The 16,692-nt window shown below is 68.7% G+C and carries 11 protein-coding genes; 5 read left to right on the top strand and 6 right to left on the bottom strand.

Features of this window, described 5'->3' with window-relative positions:
- Positions 1–151: 151 nt before the first annotated feature.
- Positions 152–5,656, top strand: a complete 5,505-nt coding sequence (locus VGJ14_12545; protein ID HEY2833247.1) for a carboxyl transferase domain-containing protein — start codon at positions 152–154, stop codon at positions 5,654–5,656.
- Positions 5,657–6,723: 1,067 nt separating this feature from the next.
- Positions 6,724–6,852, top strand: coding sequence for a hypothetical protein (locus tag VGJ14_12540; GenBank protein ID HEY2833246.1), 129 nt, complete (start codon positions 6,724–6,726; stop codon positions 6,850–6,852).
- 71 nt (positions 6,853–6,923) lie between these two features.
- Here VGJ14_12540 and VGJ14_12535 read toward each other — a convergent pair whose 3' ends face one another.
- Genes VGJ14_12535 through VGJ14_12515 form a run of 5 tightly spaced genes read right to left on the bottom strand, consistent with a single transcriptional unit; the run spans position 6,924 to position 12,297 of the window.
- On the bottom strand, positions 6,924–7,952 hold the full coding sequence (locus VGJ14_12535) for a response regulator (protein ID HEY2833245.1): 1,029 nt from the start codon (positions 7,950–7,952) through the stop codon (positions 6,924–6,926).
- 44 nt (positions 7,953–7,996) lie between these two features.
- Positions 7,997–8,701 carry a hypothetical protein gene (locus VGJ14_12530; protein HEY2833244.1) on the bottom strand — a complete coding sequence of 235 codons (705 nt, stop codon included), beginning with the start codon at positions 8,699–8,701 and terminating at the stop codon, positions 7,997–7,999.
- Positions 8,702–8,714: 13 nt separating this feature from the next.
- The gene (locus tag VGJ14_12525) at positions 8,715–10,010 is read right to left on the bottom strand and encodes an ABC transporter permease (protein HEY2833243.1); all 1,296 of its coding nucleotides are present in this window, start codon (positions 10,008–10,010) and stop codon (positions 8,715–8,717) included.
- Entirely contained in the window at positions 10,007–10,732 is a 726-nt protein-coding gene (locus VGJ14_12520; GenBank protein ID HEY2833242.1) for an ABC transporter ATP-binding protein, read from the bottom strand. The genes VGJ14_12525 and VGJ14_12520 overlap by 4 nt, the downstream gene beginning before the upstream one ends.
- Positions 10,729–12,297, bottom strand: a complete 1,569-nt coding sequence (locus VGJ14_12515; protein HEY2833241.1) for a hypothetical protein — start codon at positions 12,295–12,297, stop codon at positions 10,729–10,731. The genes VGJ14_12520 and VGJ14_12515 overlap by 4 nt, the downstream gene beginning before the upstream one ends.
- Positions 12,298–12,504: 207 nt before the next feature.
- On the opposite strand from VGJ14_12515, the gene VGJ14_12510 reads away from it, so the two are divergent.
- Positions 12,505–13,869 carry an 8-oxoguanine deaminase gene (locus tag VGJ14_12510; GenBank protein ID HEY2833240.1) on the top strand — a complete coding sequence of 455 codons (1,365 nt, stop codon included), beginning with the start codon at positions 12,505–12,507 and terminating at the stop codon, positions 13,867–13,869.
- A 201-nt stretch (positions 13,870–14,070) separates the two neighbouring features.
- Positions 14,071–14,637, top strand: a complete 567-nt coding sequence (locus VGJ14_12505; protein HEY2833239.1) for a hypothetical protein — start codon at positions 14,071–14,073, stop codon at positions 14,635–14,637.
- Positions 14,638–14,645: 8 nt separating this feature from the next.
- Here VGJ14_12505 and VGJ14_12500 read toward each other — a convergent pair whose 3' ends face one another.
- Positions 14,646–15,422, bottom strand: a complete 777-nt coding sequence (locus tag VGJ14_12500; protein ID HEY2833238.1) for a thioesterase family protein — start codon at positions 15,420–15,422, stop codon at positions 14,646–14,648.
- 57 nt (positions 15,423–15,479) lie between these two features.
- Here VGJ14_12500 and VGJ14_12495 point away from each other — a divergent pair, with 57 nt between their 5' ends.
- Complete coding sequence (locus VGJ14_12495; GenBank protein HEY2833237.1) at positions 15,480–16,643, top strand: acyl-CoA dehydrogenase family protein; 1,164 nt, start codon at positions 15,480–15,482, stop codon at positions 16,641–16,643.
- Positions 16,644–16,692: the final 49 nt, after the last annotated feature.

Here is a 16,692-nt window from a genome sequence, read left to right as displayed (position 1 = left end):
CACCCTGCCGGCCCCCAGTTGTCGGCTTCACAACGCCGGGGCCCGTTTGTTGTCCTCGCCCACACTGCGCCGGTCTTGCCGGGCCGCCTAGGGTCGGATGGGAGCCCTGCGCGATCCGCGGGCTCGACGGGCGGCGCAAGGAGTGACATTCGTGTTCGAGCGGATTGCCATCGTCAACCGGGGTGAGGCGGCGGTCCGCCTGATCCGGGCGGTGCGGGAGCTCAACGAGGAACGAAACCTGTCCATCCGCACGGTGGCGCTGCACACCGAGGGCGAGCGCACGGCGATGTTCGTGCGTCAGGCCGACGAGGCCGTCGCGCTCAACCCGAGCAAGACCGCTTCGGTGCCCTACCTGGACTATGTCGAGCTGGAGCGGGCGCTGGTTGCCGGCCGCGCCGACGCGGTGTGGGTGGGCTGGGGCTTCGTCTCCGAGCACCCCGCCTTCGTGGAGGTGTGCGACCGGCTCGGCATCGCGTTTCTCGGTCCGTCCGCGAGCGCCATGCGGCTGCTCGGCGACAAGATCGAGGCCAAGCTGGTCGCCGAACGGGTCGGTGTCCCGGTCGCCGCCTGGAGCGGGGCCGGCGGGGTGGCGTCCTACGCCGACGCGCAACGGCACGCCTCGGCCATCGGCTATCCGCTCATCATCAAGGCCAAGGCCGGCGGTGGCGGTCGTGGTATCCGCAAGGTGATGGCCCCGGAGGAACTGCAGGCCGCGTTCGAGGGCACCCGGGCCGACGCCGCGCGCTACTTCGGGGACGACGGGGTGTTCCTGGAGGCCCTGGTCACCGGCGGCCGGCACGTCGAGGTGCAGATCATCGCCGACAAGCACGGCAATGTGTGGGCGCCCGGCGTGCGGGACTGCTCGATCCAACGGCGCAACCAGAAGATCATCGAGGAGTCCGCCTCCCCGGTGCTCAGCACCGAGCAATCCCTGCACTTGCGCCAGGTCTCCATGGACCTGATCCGCGAGGTGGGCTACCACGGCGCGGGCACCGTGGAATACCTCTACGATCCGGCCCGCCACGCCTTCGCCTTCCTCGAGGTGAACACCCGTCTGCAGGTCGAGCACCCGATCACCGAGGCGGCCACCGGCATTGACCTGGTCAAGTTGCAGATCCTCACCGCCGCGGGCGAGCCGCTGCCCGGCGAGTGTCCGCCGGAGATCGGTCACGCGATCGAGATCCGACTCAACGCCGAGGACCCGGACAACGGATTCGCACCCGCACCGGGAAAGGTCGAATTCCTGGAATTCCCGCAGGGTCCGGGCATCCGGGTGGACTCCGGCATCGCGCAGGGCGACACGATCCCGCAGGAGTTCGACTCGATGGTCGCCAAGATCATCGCAGCCGGGAAGGACCGTGCCGAGGCGATCGCGCGGCTGCGCCGCGCGCTACGCGACACGACCGTGGTGATTCAGGGCGGCACCACCAACAAGTCCTTCGTGCTCAACCTGCTCGGCCGCGAGGAGGTGCTGACCGGGTCGGCGGACACCGCCTGGTTGGACCGCACCGGTCCGCTGGACGGCGGCGCATTGCCCGCGCACGCCGACATCGCGTTGTACGCGGTGGCCATCGACGTCTACGCGCACGACGAGGCCACCGAACGGGAGACCTTCCTGGCCGCCGCGCGCGGCGGCCGGCCGCAGGCCGACCATGCTATCGGCGGGGACGTGGAGGTGCGCTATCACGGACAGAATTACAAACTGACGGTACATCAGCTCGGTCCGGACCGGTATCGGGTCGACGTGAACAACGTGGCGACCGACGTCCGCGTGGACCGCATCGGCCGCTTCTCCTACCGCATGACCGTTCGCGGCCAGGTGTACCGGGTGGTTCTCGCCGCCGGTCCGGCCGACCACCTGGTCGAGGTGGACGGGGTCAGCCATCGGGTGGCCCGCGACTCCGGCGGGGTGATTCGGTCCACTGCGCCGGCGGTTATCGTGGCGCTGCCGGTGCGGGTGGGCGACACCGTCGAGGCAGGTGCCACGGTGGCCGTGCTCGAGGCCATGAAGATGGAGACCCCGGTGACCGCGCCGGTGGCCGGGCGGGTGCGCGAGGTTTTCGCCACGGTCAACTCCCAGGTGCCGGCCGGGGCCCCGCTGGTGCGGTTGGACCCGGACACCGCGGAGACCGGACCGTCCGACGCGCCGACCGTCGTGTTCTCCGCGGACGGCGAGGCCGCCGCCGACCCGCGCACCCGTGCGCTGGAGGTACTGCGCGGGTTGGGCGCCCTGCTCACCGGTTACGACGTCAACGCCCTGGAGGGACGCAAGCTGGTCGCGGACTACTCCGCGATCCGCAAGCAACTTCCGGCCGATGACCGCGAGTTGGTGTCCGCCGAGTTGAACCTGCTGCGCGTGTTCGCCGACATCTGTGAGCTGTCCCGCAACCGCCCCAGCGGCGAGGAGGAGAACTCCGAGACCCGGGTGCACAGCCCCCGCGAGCACCTGCACACCTACCTGCGTTCCTTCGACCTGGAGCGCGAGGGCCTACCGGAGTCCTTCCGTAATCGACTCATCCGGGCGCTGACCCACTACGGGATCACCGACCTGGAGCCCACCGGCGCATTGAAGGACGCCGTCTACCGGGTGTACCTGGCCCTGGAACGCAGCGATCCGCAAATCCCGGTGATCAATGCACTGCTCGAGCGTTGGATGGACGTCGCCGACGTCACCGCGGCCCACGACGAATTGGCCGAGGTGCTGGAACGGGTGGTGGTGGCCACCCAGATCCGCTACCCGCTGATCTGCGACCTGGCCCGCAGCGTGCGGTACCGCTACTTCGACCAGCCGCAGAGCCTGGCGCTGCGCGCGAAGATCATTTCCGAGGTGCGCACCCAGTTGGGCTTCCTGGTGCTCAACCCCGACACTCCGGATCGGGCCGAGCGCATCGAGGCCATGGTGGTCTCCCCGGAGCCGATCATCGGCCTGATGAGCGAGTGGATCGGCACCGGCACTGCCGACCTGGGCCCGCTGCTGGAGGTGCTGACGCGGCGTTACTACCGCACCCGGGAACTGGAAGAGGTGCGGCTTTTCCAGCACGCCAACCGGCACTTCGTGACCGCCGAATTCGACCTGCAGGGCAACCGACTGCACCTGATCACCACGGTGGGGGACTACCGCGAGTTGGAGGCGTTGTCCTCCGCGCTGGACGTGGTGGCCGCGGGTACCGACGCGTGGGAGCCGCGCACGCTGGTGGTCGACATTTTCCTGTCGTGGGCGGACGCGCCCGCCGATCACGACGCCATCTCCGAGGCGCTGCGGGCCGCGGTGTCTCAGCTCTCGCTGCCGGACACCCTGCGTCGGGTCACCGTGGGCATCGCGGGCGAGATCGCCGCCCGGGCGCACTACTTCACGTTCCGTCCCGCTGTGGATGGAAGCCTGGAGGAGGACCGGCTGATCCGCGGTCTGCACCCGTTGGTCGCGCAACGCCTGGACTTCAAGCGCCTGGTGAACTTCGACCTCACCCGGTTGCCCGCGGACGAGGGCATCTACCTGTATCGGGCGGTGGGCAAGGAGAACCCGGACGACGAACGGTTCATTGCGCTCGGGGAGATTCGCGATGTGCATCCGCTGCGCGACGCGGCCGGGCGGGTGCTGGCGGTGCCCACCGTGGAGCGGGTGCTGGCCGGTTGTGTGGAGGGCATCCGGCAGGTCTACGCACGTCGACCGGCCAAGCGCCGCACGGAGAACAACCGCATCGTGATGAGCGTGTCGCCGACCGCGAAGGTGCCGCTGGACGAGTTGCATCACGTGGTCCGCAACCTGGTGCCGATGACCGCCGGCGCGGGCCTGGAGGAGGTCATGGTCCACGGGCGCCTGCAGGAGTCAGATGAGGACGAGGCCCGCGAGGTCGCCGTACTGATCTCCTACAAGCATGGTGCCGGGGTGCAGATCTCGCTGACCGAGCGGCCCACCGACCCGCTGCCGCCGCTGGACGAGTACACCCAGAGGGTCCGTCAGTCCCGCGCCAGGGGTGCGATTTACCCTTACGAGATCGTCGGCTTGTTGGCCGGTGCGAGCGGCACATTTCTCGAGTTGGATCTCGACGAGAACGGCGTGCCGACGAGGGTGCACCGGCCGCCGGGCAAGAACAAGGCCGGAGTGGTGATGGGTCTGGTCACCACACCGACCGACCGGTACCCGGAGGGCATGACCCGGGTGGCGCTGCTCGGTGACCCGACCCGCTCGCTCGGGTCGATCGCCGAGGCCGAGTGCGCCCGGGTGTGCGCGGCGCTGGACCTGGCCGAGGAGAAGGGCTACCCGGTCGAGTGGTTGACGCTGTCCTCGGGCGCCCGCATCTCGATGGACTCCGGCACCGAGAACATGGACTGGATCGCCCGCGCGTTGCGCCGGATCATCGAGTTCACCCAGGCCGGCGGCGAGATCAACGTGATCGTCGCGGGGATCAACGTCGGCGCCCAGCCCTACTGGAACGCCGAGGCCACCATGCTGATGCACACCAAGGGCATCCTGGTGATGACGCCGGATTCGGCGATGGTGCTTACCGGCAAGCAGTCCCTGGACTACTCCGGCGGCGTGTCCGCCGAAGACAACTTCGGCATCGGTGGTTACGACCGGGTGATGGGCCCCAACGGGCAGGCGCAGTACTGGGCGCCGAACATGACCGCGGCCGTAGAGATCCTGTTCGCGCACTACGCGCACTGCTACGTGGCGCCCGGCGAGCGGTTCCCCCGTCAGGCGATCACCGAGGACCCGCGCGAGCGCGACGTGCGCGAGTACCCGCATGTGCATCCCGGCAGTGACTTCACCACGGTCGGGGACATCTTCTCGGCCGAACGCAATGGGGATCGTAAGAAGCCATTCGATATTCGAACCGTGATGCGCGCAGTGGTGGACATCGACCATTCGGTGCTGGAGCGATGGGCCGGTATGGCCGACGCGGACACCTCGGTGGTCTTCGACGCGCACCTCGGCGGCCACCCGGTCACCGTGATCGGCATCGAATCCAAGCCGGTGCCGCGCCGGGGTCGACTGCCCAAGGACGGCCCGGACATCTGGACCGGCGGCACGCTTTTCCCTGCCTCGTCGAAGAAAACGGCGCGGGCCATCAACGCCGCCTCCGGTGTGCGTCCGTTGGTGGTGCTGGCGAATCTGTCCGGCTTCGACGGTTCACCGGAGTCGTTGCGCAACGTCCAGTTGGAGTACGGCGCGGAGATCGGCCGGGCCATCGTCAACTTCGACGGCCCGATTGTGTTCACGGTGATCTCCCGCTACCACGGTGGTGCGTTCGTGGTGTTCTCCGGCACGCTCAACGACAACATGGAGGTCGTGGCGGTCGAGGGTTCGTATGCCTCGGTGCTGGGTGGCGCTCCGGCCGCGGCGGTGGTGTTCACCGGTGAGGTCCGTAACCGCATCAACGACGACCCGCGGATCAAGGCTTTGGAGGCCGCGGTGGCCGAGGCCGAGGGTTCGGTAGCCGCTCAGCTGCGGGTGGAGCTGGGCGACCTGCGCACCGTGGTGCGGGCGGAAAAGATGGGCGAGGTGGCCGCGGAGTTCGAGGCCATTCACGACATCCGACGCGCCCAAAAGGTCGGCTCGGTGCACACGATTATTTCCGCTGCCGAGCTACGCCCGTATTTGATCTTGGCGGTAGAGCGTGGTATGGCGCGCACTCTGGGAACGCCTGACCGGTGAACCGCGCCTTCACCGTACGTCGCGGGACGTAAACTCCGCGTAAACCCAACTGCTCGTCGCGGGCGATCATGAACGACTCGCGACGGAATGATCTCTCCGCGATGAACGTCATGGAAATATAAAGCACGTCACGAGATAGATAATGGCGGGATCACGCACGGGTTATTTCGCGCTGGGATCAGTTGCGTCGCGGAGCGGTGCCGTAGATCGGCAGAATCCTGAGCCTCTTTCGGGAATCCGCAATCTCGTTGCGCCCAACCACCCTCCCGAGCGAATTGACATCCCCGTCGGTAAGCCGCTGGGGGCAGGATTTCCGAGGTAATGGTTAACGTGGGTTAGATCGCGAGAACCACGCTGCAGCGGCCCTTGAATTGGGCACCGCTGGGTTTGTGGGGGATTGACGTAAGAGTCGACGCGACCCGCCGGCGCGTTGACCCCGGTCGACAGTCCCGCGTAGATATCACTGTCTGCAGTTGTTTGATGACACAGGGTGAAAGCTTGGCGATTTCTTCAAACGATGACACTTGACACTGTTGGCCGCATTGTCACGAACGCAATTCTTCTCGTGTCAGGTAGCACACAGGCGGCTCCGCAAGGAACAGGAAACGCGGTAAGCCCGACGCATCCTCAGTTCCTGAGCGGTTCGGACATAAACGGAGTTCATCATGTTGCATATCGGTCTTGACGGTCTTGCACTTGCCCTGCAGATCAAGGGTCTCGCGGTGGATTTGTTCTCGAACGGCCTGCTCGGCGGACTGCTCGGTCTGGGCGGCTAACGTTTTGCTCTCTCGACCCAGGAGGCGCTCTGCGCTTGCCTGACCGACGCGCCCTCGCTCACCGGCGGGGGCGCGTTGGCATCTCGGGATGAAACACCGCGACGCTCGAGGCTCCGCTCCGCCTCAGGTTAACGTCCTGTTCCCGGGAAACGCGAAGGAGTTCCTTGCATAACGCCAAGGTTCAGGTAGGGTCCGCGACGTCGGGACCCACCGGGCCCGCCGCCGGCCGAGTCGAAATGTCGGACGGGCCTGCCCCGACGAAAGGTGGATCCAACCAATCAAGGAGCGGATATGAAGTTCACCAAGGACCTGGACAGCAGCGCGAAGTACAACGGCCTGTTCTTCGGGCTGGGCGCGATCCTGTTCGGTGTTGGGAATATCCTGGGTACCGTGCTCCACGCGGTCTGCAGCCTGTTCTGAGCCGGACGCCGACCTGTGGTCCCGGTGCTGCGGGCCACAGGTCGACGCCGCTACCGCCGCGCCCCGTGGGGCTACAACAGGCCTGAATCCCGCACGATGCGGATGGCGTCGATGCGGTTGCGGGCGCCGAGTTTGTCCATGATCCGCGACAGGTAGTTGCGCACCGTCCCGCTGGACAGGGACAACCGGGCCGCGATCTCCCGCACCGATTCCCCGGCGGCGGCGTGGCGCAACACTTCCAACTCACGCCGCGTCAGACCGCCGTTGTCCGCCTCCCGGGCGGCCGAGGCCAGCTTCGGGTCGACCACCCGTTCCCCGCGGGCGACCCGGCGGATCGCCTCGATCAGCACCGGCAGCTGCGAATTCTTGTTGACCAGGCCGTGCGCCTGGGCCTCCCAGGTGCGGCAGGTCGCGGCGGGCATCAGGTTCGCGGTGAGCACGATCACCTTGCAGGTGGCGACTTCCTGACGCAGCCGCCGGCACAGCGCGACCGCGTCCAGCGCGCCGCCGTCGATGTCCACCACCAGCACCTCGACGGCGCCGCGGCGCACCGCGGCCAGGATCTCCGGCTCGGAGACGTCGGTGGAGATCACCCGCAGGTCCGGCTCGGTGGACAGCACGGCGGTCAACGCCTGGGCGTACATGGCCAGGTTCTCCGCGATGAGCACCGCGGTGGTCGGCGGGGCCGGGGTTTCCACCCGGTCCGGCGCGTGGGCGGCGGAGCGACGCAGCGTGGCCGTCGAGGTGTCGTGGCGGCGCGCCATGGCACGTACCCGGGCGACCAGGTCGGGCACGTCCACCGGCTTGCGCAGGTGCTCCTGCACCCCGGAGCCCGCCCGAACCGGTCGGTCCGCACTCGAGCCGACCAACATCAGCACCGGGGTGCCGCTCACCGCCGCCCGCAGCCGCGGGCACATCGGGGCGCCGGGCACCTCCTGCAGTTCCTGGTCCAGCACGATCACGTCGTAGGCGTGGGCCCGCGCGTTGGCCACCACCGAGGCGGTGTTGTGCGCGATGTCGACAGACGCGCCGTGCTCGGCCAGCCCACGCCGCAGGCGGGCGGCGAGGACCCGGTCGTGCTGGGCCACGAGGACACGCATTGGTGCTCCTCCGTCGGGACCCCGTTGGGGTCGGTGGGGGGTGGTCATTGGGCGATGATTCCCTTGGCGGTGACCACCCCGGCGTCGTCGGGGTCTCCGTCGACGGCTGTCACGGTGCCCGGCTTGAGATCACTGACCGCGCCCTTGCGCAGCACGTCGGTCTGTGCGTTGGTGTGCACCAGGTGCTTGACCCCGTCCGGTCCCATCACCGTTATGTCGGTGCCGCTGACGTCGGTGATGGTGCCGATCACCTTCGGCGTGAAGGTGACCGTGCCGGGCGCGCCGCCCCCGGCCCCGCCGGCCGGAGCACCGGGGGCACCGCCGGCGCCACCCTGCAGGCCCGCGGCCAACGCCGCCTGCGCTCCGCTGACCGGGGGCGTGTAGCCCTTGTCATGATGCTTCTGCGCGACCACCCCACCGCCGAAGGCCATCGCGAGCAGCACGGCGACCCCGAGGTAACGGGTGGAGGCCGGCGAGCGGCCCTTGGGCAGCGGGATGTCGTCGGGATCCTCGTCCGGCGGCAACATGCCCGCGTCCGGGTTGATGTAGTTGGGGTAGCTCGGGGCAGCGGGCGGCTCCATCGGCGGATACTCCGTCGACGGGTACGCCGCCGACGGGTGTTCCATCGGCGGGAGCTCCGTCGGCGGGTGCTCCATGGGGGCGTCCATTGGCGGGACCTCCGCCGCGGGCTGCTCCGCCCCGGGACGCGGCTCGACCCCGCTGTTCTCGGCCTCGGGCTGATCGTTCACCGACTCCACTCCCTCACTCGTAGCGCAGCGCGTCGATGGGCCGCAGGTCCGCGGCGCGGCTGGCGGGGTACAGACCGAAGAACAGGCCGGTGAACAGCGACACGGCCAGGGCCAGGTAGACCGAGTACGGCGCGACCACCGGCTCCACGCCGGCGATCTTGAAATGGGCGGCCGCGAATCCGCAGAGCACACCGAGCACCCCGCCGACCATGCTCAGGATCACGGCCTCGCCGAGGAACTGCCCGATGATGTCCATGCGTCCGGCGCCGATGGCTTTACGAATGCCGATCTCGCGGGTTCGCTCGGTGACCGAGACCAACATGATGTTCATGACGCCGATGCCGCCGACGAGCAGCGAGATGCCGGCGACGGCCGCGAGCAGGATGGTCAGCGTGTGGTTCGCGGATCCGGACACGTCGAGCACAGCGGAGGAGTTGAACACGATGAAGTCGGCGCTGAGCAGGTTCACGTGGTGACGCGCCATCATGATCGCGGTGACCTCGGACTGCGCGGCCTTGGTGTCCGCCCCGGAGGTGGCCTCCACCGCGATACCGCTGATCGGTCCGGCGCCCGGCGGGTTGTAGCCGTACAGCGCGTCCTGCACCGCGGTACCGGGGGCGAGGATGCGGTCGTCCAGGTCCTGCTGACCGCTGTAGCCCTTGGAGTTGAGAATGCCGGCCACGATGAACGCCTGGCCGTTGATCCGGATCTGCTCGCCGTTCAGGGCGCACACGTCGCCACTGGCCAGGTCCTGTGCCACCGAGGTGCCCAGTAGTGCCAGGTGCTTGTGCGCGTCGTAGTCCTCGTCGGTGAAGCCCGGGCCGCAGGTGATGGTGGAGTTGTCGATGCCGAGGAACACCGGCTTGGTGCCGATCAGCAGGTTCACGGTGTGCGAGGAGGTGCCGTGCGTGGCCTCCACCCGCTGCATGAGCACACCCGGCGCGACGTTCTTCACGTGCGGCGCGTTGATCGGATCCTTCAACGACTCCGCATCCTCGAAGGTCAATTCCGCGCTGCGGACCTGGGTGCCGTTCACCGGCGGGGCCTTGATGCCGAGCAGTCGGCGCACCTGCGCCGCGATGCCGCGGCCGCTACCGCCGCCACCCTCCTGCAGCGGCAAAACGAACAGCGTGTTCGAGCCGAGTCGACTGATCGACGTCTGCACGTCGCGGGAGGATCCGGTGCCCACCGCGACGAGCGTGATCACTGATGCCACGCCGATCAAAATGCCGAGCATGGTGAGCAAGGAGCGCATCTTGTTCGCCACGATCCCGTGCAGGGCAAAGCGAATGCTCTCGGCGAACCTCATGAGACACCCGCTACGGCCCTGGGCGGATTCGGCAGATCGGAAATGATCCGGCCGTCCCGCATCCGGGTCACCCGCTGGGCGCGGGCGCCGACGTCGGCCTCGTGCGTGATCACCATGATGGTGCGTCCGGCGAAGGACAACTCGTCGAAGAGGTCGAGCACTTCCGCGGTGCTGTGCGAGTCCAACGCGCCGGTCGGTTCGTCGGCGAGCAGCAGCACCGGGTCGGTGACGATGGCCCGGGCCACCGCGACACGCTGTTGCTGACCACCCGACAGTTCCGAGGGCAGGTGATGATGACGGTCACTCAGCCCGACCCGGTCGAGTGCCTCCAATGCCCGCCGGCGCCGCGTTCGGCGGTCCAGGCCCGCGTAGACCAACGGCAGTTCGACGTTGCTCAACGCAGTGGTACGTGGAATCAGATTGAAGCTCTGGAAGATGAAACCGATCTTGCGGTTGCGCACCGTGGACAGCTGGTAGTCGTCCAGCCGGCGCACGTCCATGCCGTCGAGTAGATAGCGCCCCGCCGTCGGTGCGTCCAGGCAGCCGACGATGTTCATCAGCGTGGACTTGCCCGACCCGGACGCGCCCATGATCGCCACGTACTCCCCGACGTGCACGGTCAGGTCCACGTAGGCAATCGCGTGCACGGCGGTCTCGCCCTCGCCGTAGGTCTTACGGATGCGTTCGAGGGCGATGGCCGGGCGTCGGGCGTTTGAGGTCACTTCAAGCCGATCTTCCCGCTGCTGCCGCCGCGCTTGCCGCCGCCGCCACCGCCGCCGCCACCCGCGGACGGCAGCACAACCACGTCGCCGGCCTTGAGCAGCGGAGAGGAGACCTCGGTACTGGTGTCGCCGACCAGCCCGACCTTGACCGGAATCTTCATGAGCTGCGTCCCACGTCGCACCTGCAGAATGCTCTGATCCCCGGCGTGAATAATCGCCTGGTTAGGTACCGACAGTACGTTCTGCTGGGCCGCTGTGACGATCTGAACCGTGGCGGATTGACCGAGCTTGATCGTCGGGCCGACGTCGTTGAGCAGGATGTCGACGTTGTACTCGACGACGTTGTTGATCACGATTTCCTGCTCGTAGACCTTCTCCACGGTGCCGTTGACCTTGGCGCCGGTGGCCGGGAACGTGACGTTCGCGGGCTGCCCCGGCTGGATCTTGCCCACGTCGGCCTCGTCGACCTGCGCGGTGACGTACTTGTGGGTCAGGTCGGCCAGGATGATGAAGCCGGACTGGGTGGCCGGCTTGCGGTTCTCCACCGCGCCGGGGCCGTTGGGCGAGGCCGAGGCCGCGGCGGTACCACGCACGGCACCGACCGGGGTTTCCCCGACGCCACCGGCGATGTCCACGACCTTGCCCGCGAACGGCGCGCGCAGCACGGTGTCGGCCAACGAGTCCTTTGCGTCCTTCACGGTCGCCAACGCATCGGCAACCTGCCCCCTGGCCGTCTCGACCTCGCCGGGCTTGCCCTCGGCGTTCGCCGCCGCCTGGGCGCGCGCCACCGAGAGGTTGCGCGCGGCCAGCGTGGCCTCGTTCTTCAGCCGCTTGACGGCCTGCGTGTCGGTCAGCAACGTGGAGTTTCGCGTCGTGGTTGCCTGAGCGACCGCACTGGTCGACGACGTGGCCTCGATCTGCCGCGCACGCGACCGGTTGCGGGTGAGGCTGTTGCTGTGCGTCGTAGTGGGCGCCGGCTGGTCGGTGGTCGAGGTGACGGCTTCCCGCGCCCGCGAGGCACTCGCGGTCGCGGTACGGGTGACGTTGCGTTCCGCGGCGCGCACCAAGCGGTTCTGCTCGACCGTGTCCTGGGCCAGTGTCTGGCGGGCGTGCTGCACGGCCTGCTGGGCGTTCGCCAGGTCCTGGATGGAGGCGCCGATGTTCGCCTGGTCGAGCTCGAAGTCCGCGCCGGATTCCGGGCTCTGGGCAGTCACGAGCTGACCCTGCGCCTGCTGCAGCTGGGCCAGTGCGTGCTGGTACTGGGCGTTGGCGGCGCGATCGTCCACGGCGGCGAGCTTGTCGCCGCCCTTCACCTCGTCGCCGATCTTGGTGTAGAGCGCCTTGACGATGCCCGGTTGACCGGAGAACGGCAGACCCACCGTGTGCGGCGTGTCCATGTTGCCGGTGGTGGTCACCGTGGTCGACACCGGTCCCTGAGTGACCACAGCGGTCTGCTCAACCGGCTTCGGTGCCGATGGGTTGTCGATCTGCATAACAGCCCCTACAGCGGCGGCAAGCAGCACCAGCGCCAGGCTCGTGTTGATCACGACAGTCTTGCGGTTCATTTCCCCCACCCCGGGTTGTTCACTTGTGCGGTTCCCCCAGCCAGATGTTCAGTGGTGCAGCGCATTCGGTGCCAAATCACCCAACGCGACAATGGCAACACTAAGAGTCATCCCGTTTGGGACGAGTACGGCTTCGTACCGAATTGGGTCAAGATCGTCTGGCACCTTGCGGGCCGTTCGGGAGGCTCCGCCCACTAGCGTCGGCGCGTGGATCTGCTGGTGCACCGGGCCGCGCTGTTGGCCACCTGCGACGCTGCCGGACAGGAGTTTTCCGATGGCTGGGTGGCGATCCGCGACGGTCGGGTGGCCGCGCTGGGCGGGGCGGGGGACCCGTTGCCGAACGCCGCGGAAGTCATCGATGCCGACGGTTGTTTGGTCACGCCCGGGTTGGTGAACACCCATCACCATCTGTTCCAGAACCTCACTCGGGCATTCGCACCCGCGCTGAACCGCACCCTGTTCGGCTGGTTGCAACGGCTGTACCCGTTGTGGGCGGGCATCGACACCGAGGCGTCCTATTTGGCCACCCGAGTCGGCCTGGTGGAACTCGCCATGGGCGGAGTGACCACCACCAGTGACCACCTGTACATCGCGCCGCGGGGTGCGGGCGATCTGTGGACCGCACAGGTGGAAGCAGCCCGGGCGACGGGGGTGCGACTGCACGCCACCCGGGGCTCGATGACCCTGTCCACCGCCGAGGACGGGCTGGCGCCACCGGAGCTGGTGCAGGACGACGAGGAGGTGCTGGCCGACAGCGAGCGGCTGGTGCGCCGCCATCACGATCCGGACCCGCACGCGATGGTGCAGATGGCATTGGCGCCGTGCGCCCCGTTCAACGTGCACCCGGAGCTGATGCGCGCCACCGCCGAACTGGCCGAGCGGTTGGACGTCCGGCTGCACACGCACCTGGCCGAGGACCCCGACGACGACGCGTACTGCCGGGCCCGGTTCGGCCGTAGCCCGGTGGAACATTTCGAGGATCTGGGCTGGGCCGGCCCGCGTAGCTGGGTGGCACACTGCGTGCACCCGTCCGGGGTGGAGGTACACCGGCTGGGTGCTGCCGGGGTGGGTGTGGCGCACTGCCCGAGCTCGAACATGATCCTGGGTGGCGGGGGAATCTGTCCGGCGCGCGATCTGCGCGCCGCCGGATCTCCGGTGGGACTGGGATGTGACGGATCGTCATCCAACGACGCGTCGTCGCTGTGGTTGGAGGCGCGCACCGCGATGTTGCTCGGCCGGCAACGTGGTGGACCCACCGGGATGAGCGCCCGCGACGTGTTGGACATGGCAACCCGCGGCGGGGCGGCGTGCCTGGGGCGAGCCGGGGTGTTGGGGGAGCTGTCGCCGGGTTCGGCCGGCGACCTGGTGGTCTGGGACCAGACGGGCCCGCTCTTCGCCGGCGCGCACAGCGACCCGGTGGAGGCCTGGCTGCGCTGCGGACCGTCCCTGGCGCGGCACACCGTGGTCGCCGGGCGGGTGCTGGTGCGCGACGGGCGACCCACCGACCCCGGCTTGCCCGATGCCCTGACCGGGCATGCCCGGGTGGCCCGACGGTTGCAGGGCATGGCCTGATCCGGATTCGCATGCGGCGTATGCGAAATTTGTTCGGTAATGCACCACATTCCGGACTCGCCCGGGTGGCGGTCGGGTCAATTCTTCGAACTGCCTGTACTGGATGCGGCACACTCGGATCTTGAACCTGCCAGCTGGAGGATCGACGCGGTGCCGCGACACGGTCGTATCGAGCCGCCGGTGCCACCTGTGGTGGCGCCGATGGAGCCTGTCGTCGCGCCCGCCGAACGTCGCTGGGGTCTGCTCACGGGGGAAACCGCGCTGGTCCTCGGCTTGATCGGGGTGATCGTGGCCGGGACGTTCCTGGTGGACACGATCCAGCCCGCCAGTGAACGCACCAACACGATCTACGGCAAGACCACGATGAAGGTGCACAACCTCGGTAAGGGCGGGATCCAACCCGGCGAGGTGCAGCCGCGCGCGTACATTCCGCCGCAGAATCTGGTCAGTACCCCGGGCGAGGTTCCGGTGGAGCCGCCCCCGCCGACCCCGATCGCCACCAAGGCACCGCAGCCGACATCGGTGGCGACCCCCAAGCCGACGACCGGCACCGGGACCCCGCCAATCCTGACGCCCCCCGACAACGGCGGTGGGACGCAGGGATGCGGCCTGCTCGGCCTCGGCACCTGCCCGCCGAAAGAAACGCCGCAGCCTTCCATCACCGCGGCCGGGACACCACCGGCCGCGACCGACACCCAGCCGCAGACCGCGACCAAGAAGACCCCGAAGAAGCCGACGTCGGCAAGCTCCGCCCCGACCGCGCGGTGATTCCGGGACTACCGGGGCAGGCGGGCCAACTGGCTGCCGCGGGCGATCAGCTGACCGGCGGCGTCGAACACCCGGGCCTCCTCGTCAAACCAGCCGTCGCGTAGCTCACCGGCCTCGGCCTCCACGGCCAGCGGCCCGGCCACCGGCGCCCGATGCAGTTGAACCGTCATCTGCACGGTCGGTGCCCAACTGCGATAACCGATTCGGGCAACGGTGGGCACCAACAGGTCCGTGGCCAACAAACCGACCAGCGCGTCCACCGGTTCCCCGGACCGAAGCCGCACCCAGCCACGCACCACCGGTGAGTTGCCGGGGTCATGCGGACCGAAACCGGGTGCGTAGCTGATCTGCACCCGCTCCAGGAAGCCCTGGACCTCCGGGCGGCCGGTCAGCGGCGCGCACTCCTCCTCGGCGGGCAGGGCGGGCGGCGTGGCCGGATTCTCCACCGGTCCCTGCGGTGCTGCGCCCAACACCAGGGTCGCGTGCACCGCGGGCCCGGACTTCTGCGACAACACCGCCACCACATGGGTGGCGGTGCGTCCGGCGCGCACCGGGATCACCTCGACCTCGATCGGTCCGTGTTCGGCCGGGCGCAGAAACGACGCGGAGATGGCGTGCGGGAAGGCGGCGCCGGTGGAATCCAGAGCCGCGCGGGCCAGGATGGCCAGCAGGTAGCCGCCGTTGACGTTGCCGGCGAACCCCCACTCGCCGTCGAGGTCGGCCCGGTAGGTGCCGGGGACGGTGCGGTGCACCGCGCTGGCCTCGTCGAACCGGATCCCCGCCACGAGCGGCGATGGTACGGGCAGGCATGCTGTGGCAATTCCCGGCATGGAGGCAGGCGAATGAGTGACCTGATGCGGCGCGTGACGGAATTCCTGGCCGCGCACGACCCGGCGGCCACGGACCGGTGGGAATTTCTGCGCGCGCGGTTCGACGCCGGCCTGGCCCGCATCGACTGGCCGCAGGGGTTGGGCGGGCTCGGCGCCTCGCCCGCCGAACAAGCCGCGGTCGACGCGGCATTCGCCGCCGCGGGTGCCCCGAACAACCGGCCCGCGCTCGGCATCATCGGGTTGGGCATGGCCTCCCCGGCGATCCTGCGCCACGGCACGTCGAAGCAGCAGCAGCGCTTGTTACGTCCGTTGTGGACCGGCGAGGAGATCTGGTGCCAGCTGTTCAGTGAACCCGGCGCGGGATCTGACCTGGCGTCACTTGCTACCCGCGCCGTGCGGGACGGCGACGACTGGGTGGTCAACGGGCAGAAGGTGTGGACCTCGCTGGCACAGTTCGCGCGGCGGGCGATTCTGGTCACCCGGACCGACCCGAACGTGCCCAAGCACGAGGGCCTCACCTATTTCGTGTTGGACATGAAGGCCCCCGGCGTGGAGGTGCGTCCGCTGCGGCAGATCACCGGCGAATCGGAGTTCAACGAGGTGTTCCTCACCGACGTTCGCATCCCGGACGCCGATCGGCTCGGGGCGGTGGGCGAGGGCTGGGCGGTGGCCATGACCACGCTGATGAGCGAGCGCACGACCATCGGCGGCGGGCACAGCCCGCGCAACGCCATGGTCGCCCCGCTGATGAACACCTGGCGGAGCCGACCGGAGCTGCGCACCGCGGGGTTGCACGAGCGCGTGTTGGAGCTGTGGGTGCAGGCCGAGGCGTCCCGGGTAGCCGGGGTGCGGCGGCGCCAGGCGCAGGCCGCCGGCCGGCCCGGGCCCGAGGGCTCGGCGGCCAAGCTGTCCTTCTCCGAACTCAACCAGCGCATCACCGCGGTGGAGACCGAGCTGCTCGGCGCGGAGGGACTGCGCTACGCCGACTGGCGTCCGGAACGCGCGCCGGAGGGCACCGTGCCCGCGGCCAACCGTCGGTACCTGCGTTCCCGGGGCAACTCCATCGAGGGCGGCACCTCGGAGATCCTGCGCAACATCATCGCCGAGCGGGTGCTCGGGCTACCGCCGGAGGTCCGGGTGGACAAGGACATCGCGTGGAAGGACCTGCCGCGATGAGCGAGCGAAGCGAGCTCATAAATGAGCACAGTGCGGCGTGCCTCATCGG

It is taken from the genome of Sporichthyaceae bacterium, assembly GCA_036493475.1.
GTDB lineage: Bacteria > Actinomycetota > Actinomycetes > Sporichthyales > Sporichthyaceae > DASQPJ01.
The sequence above is the reverse complement of the archived record's forward strand: the minus strand, read 5'-3'. Positions and strand labels throughout refer to the sequence as shown.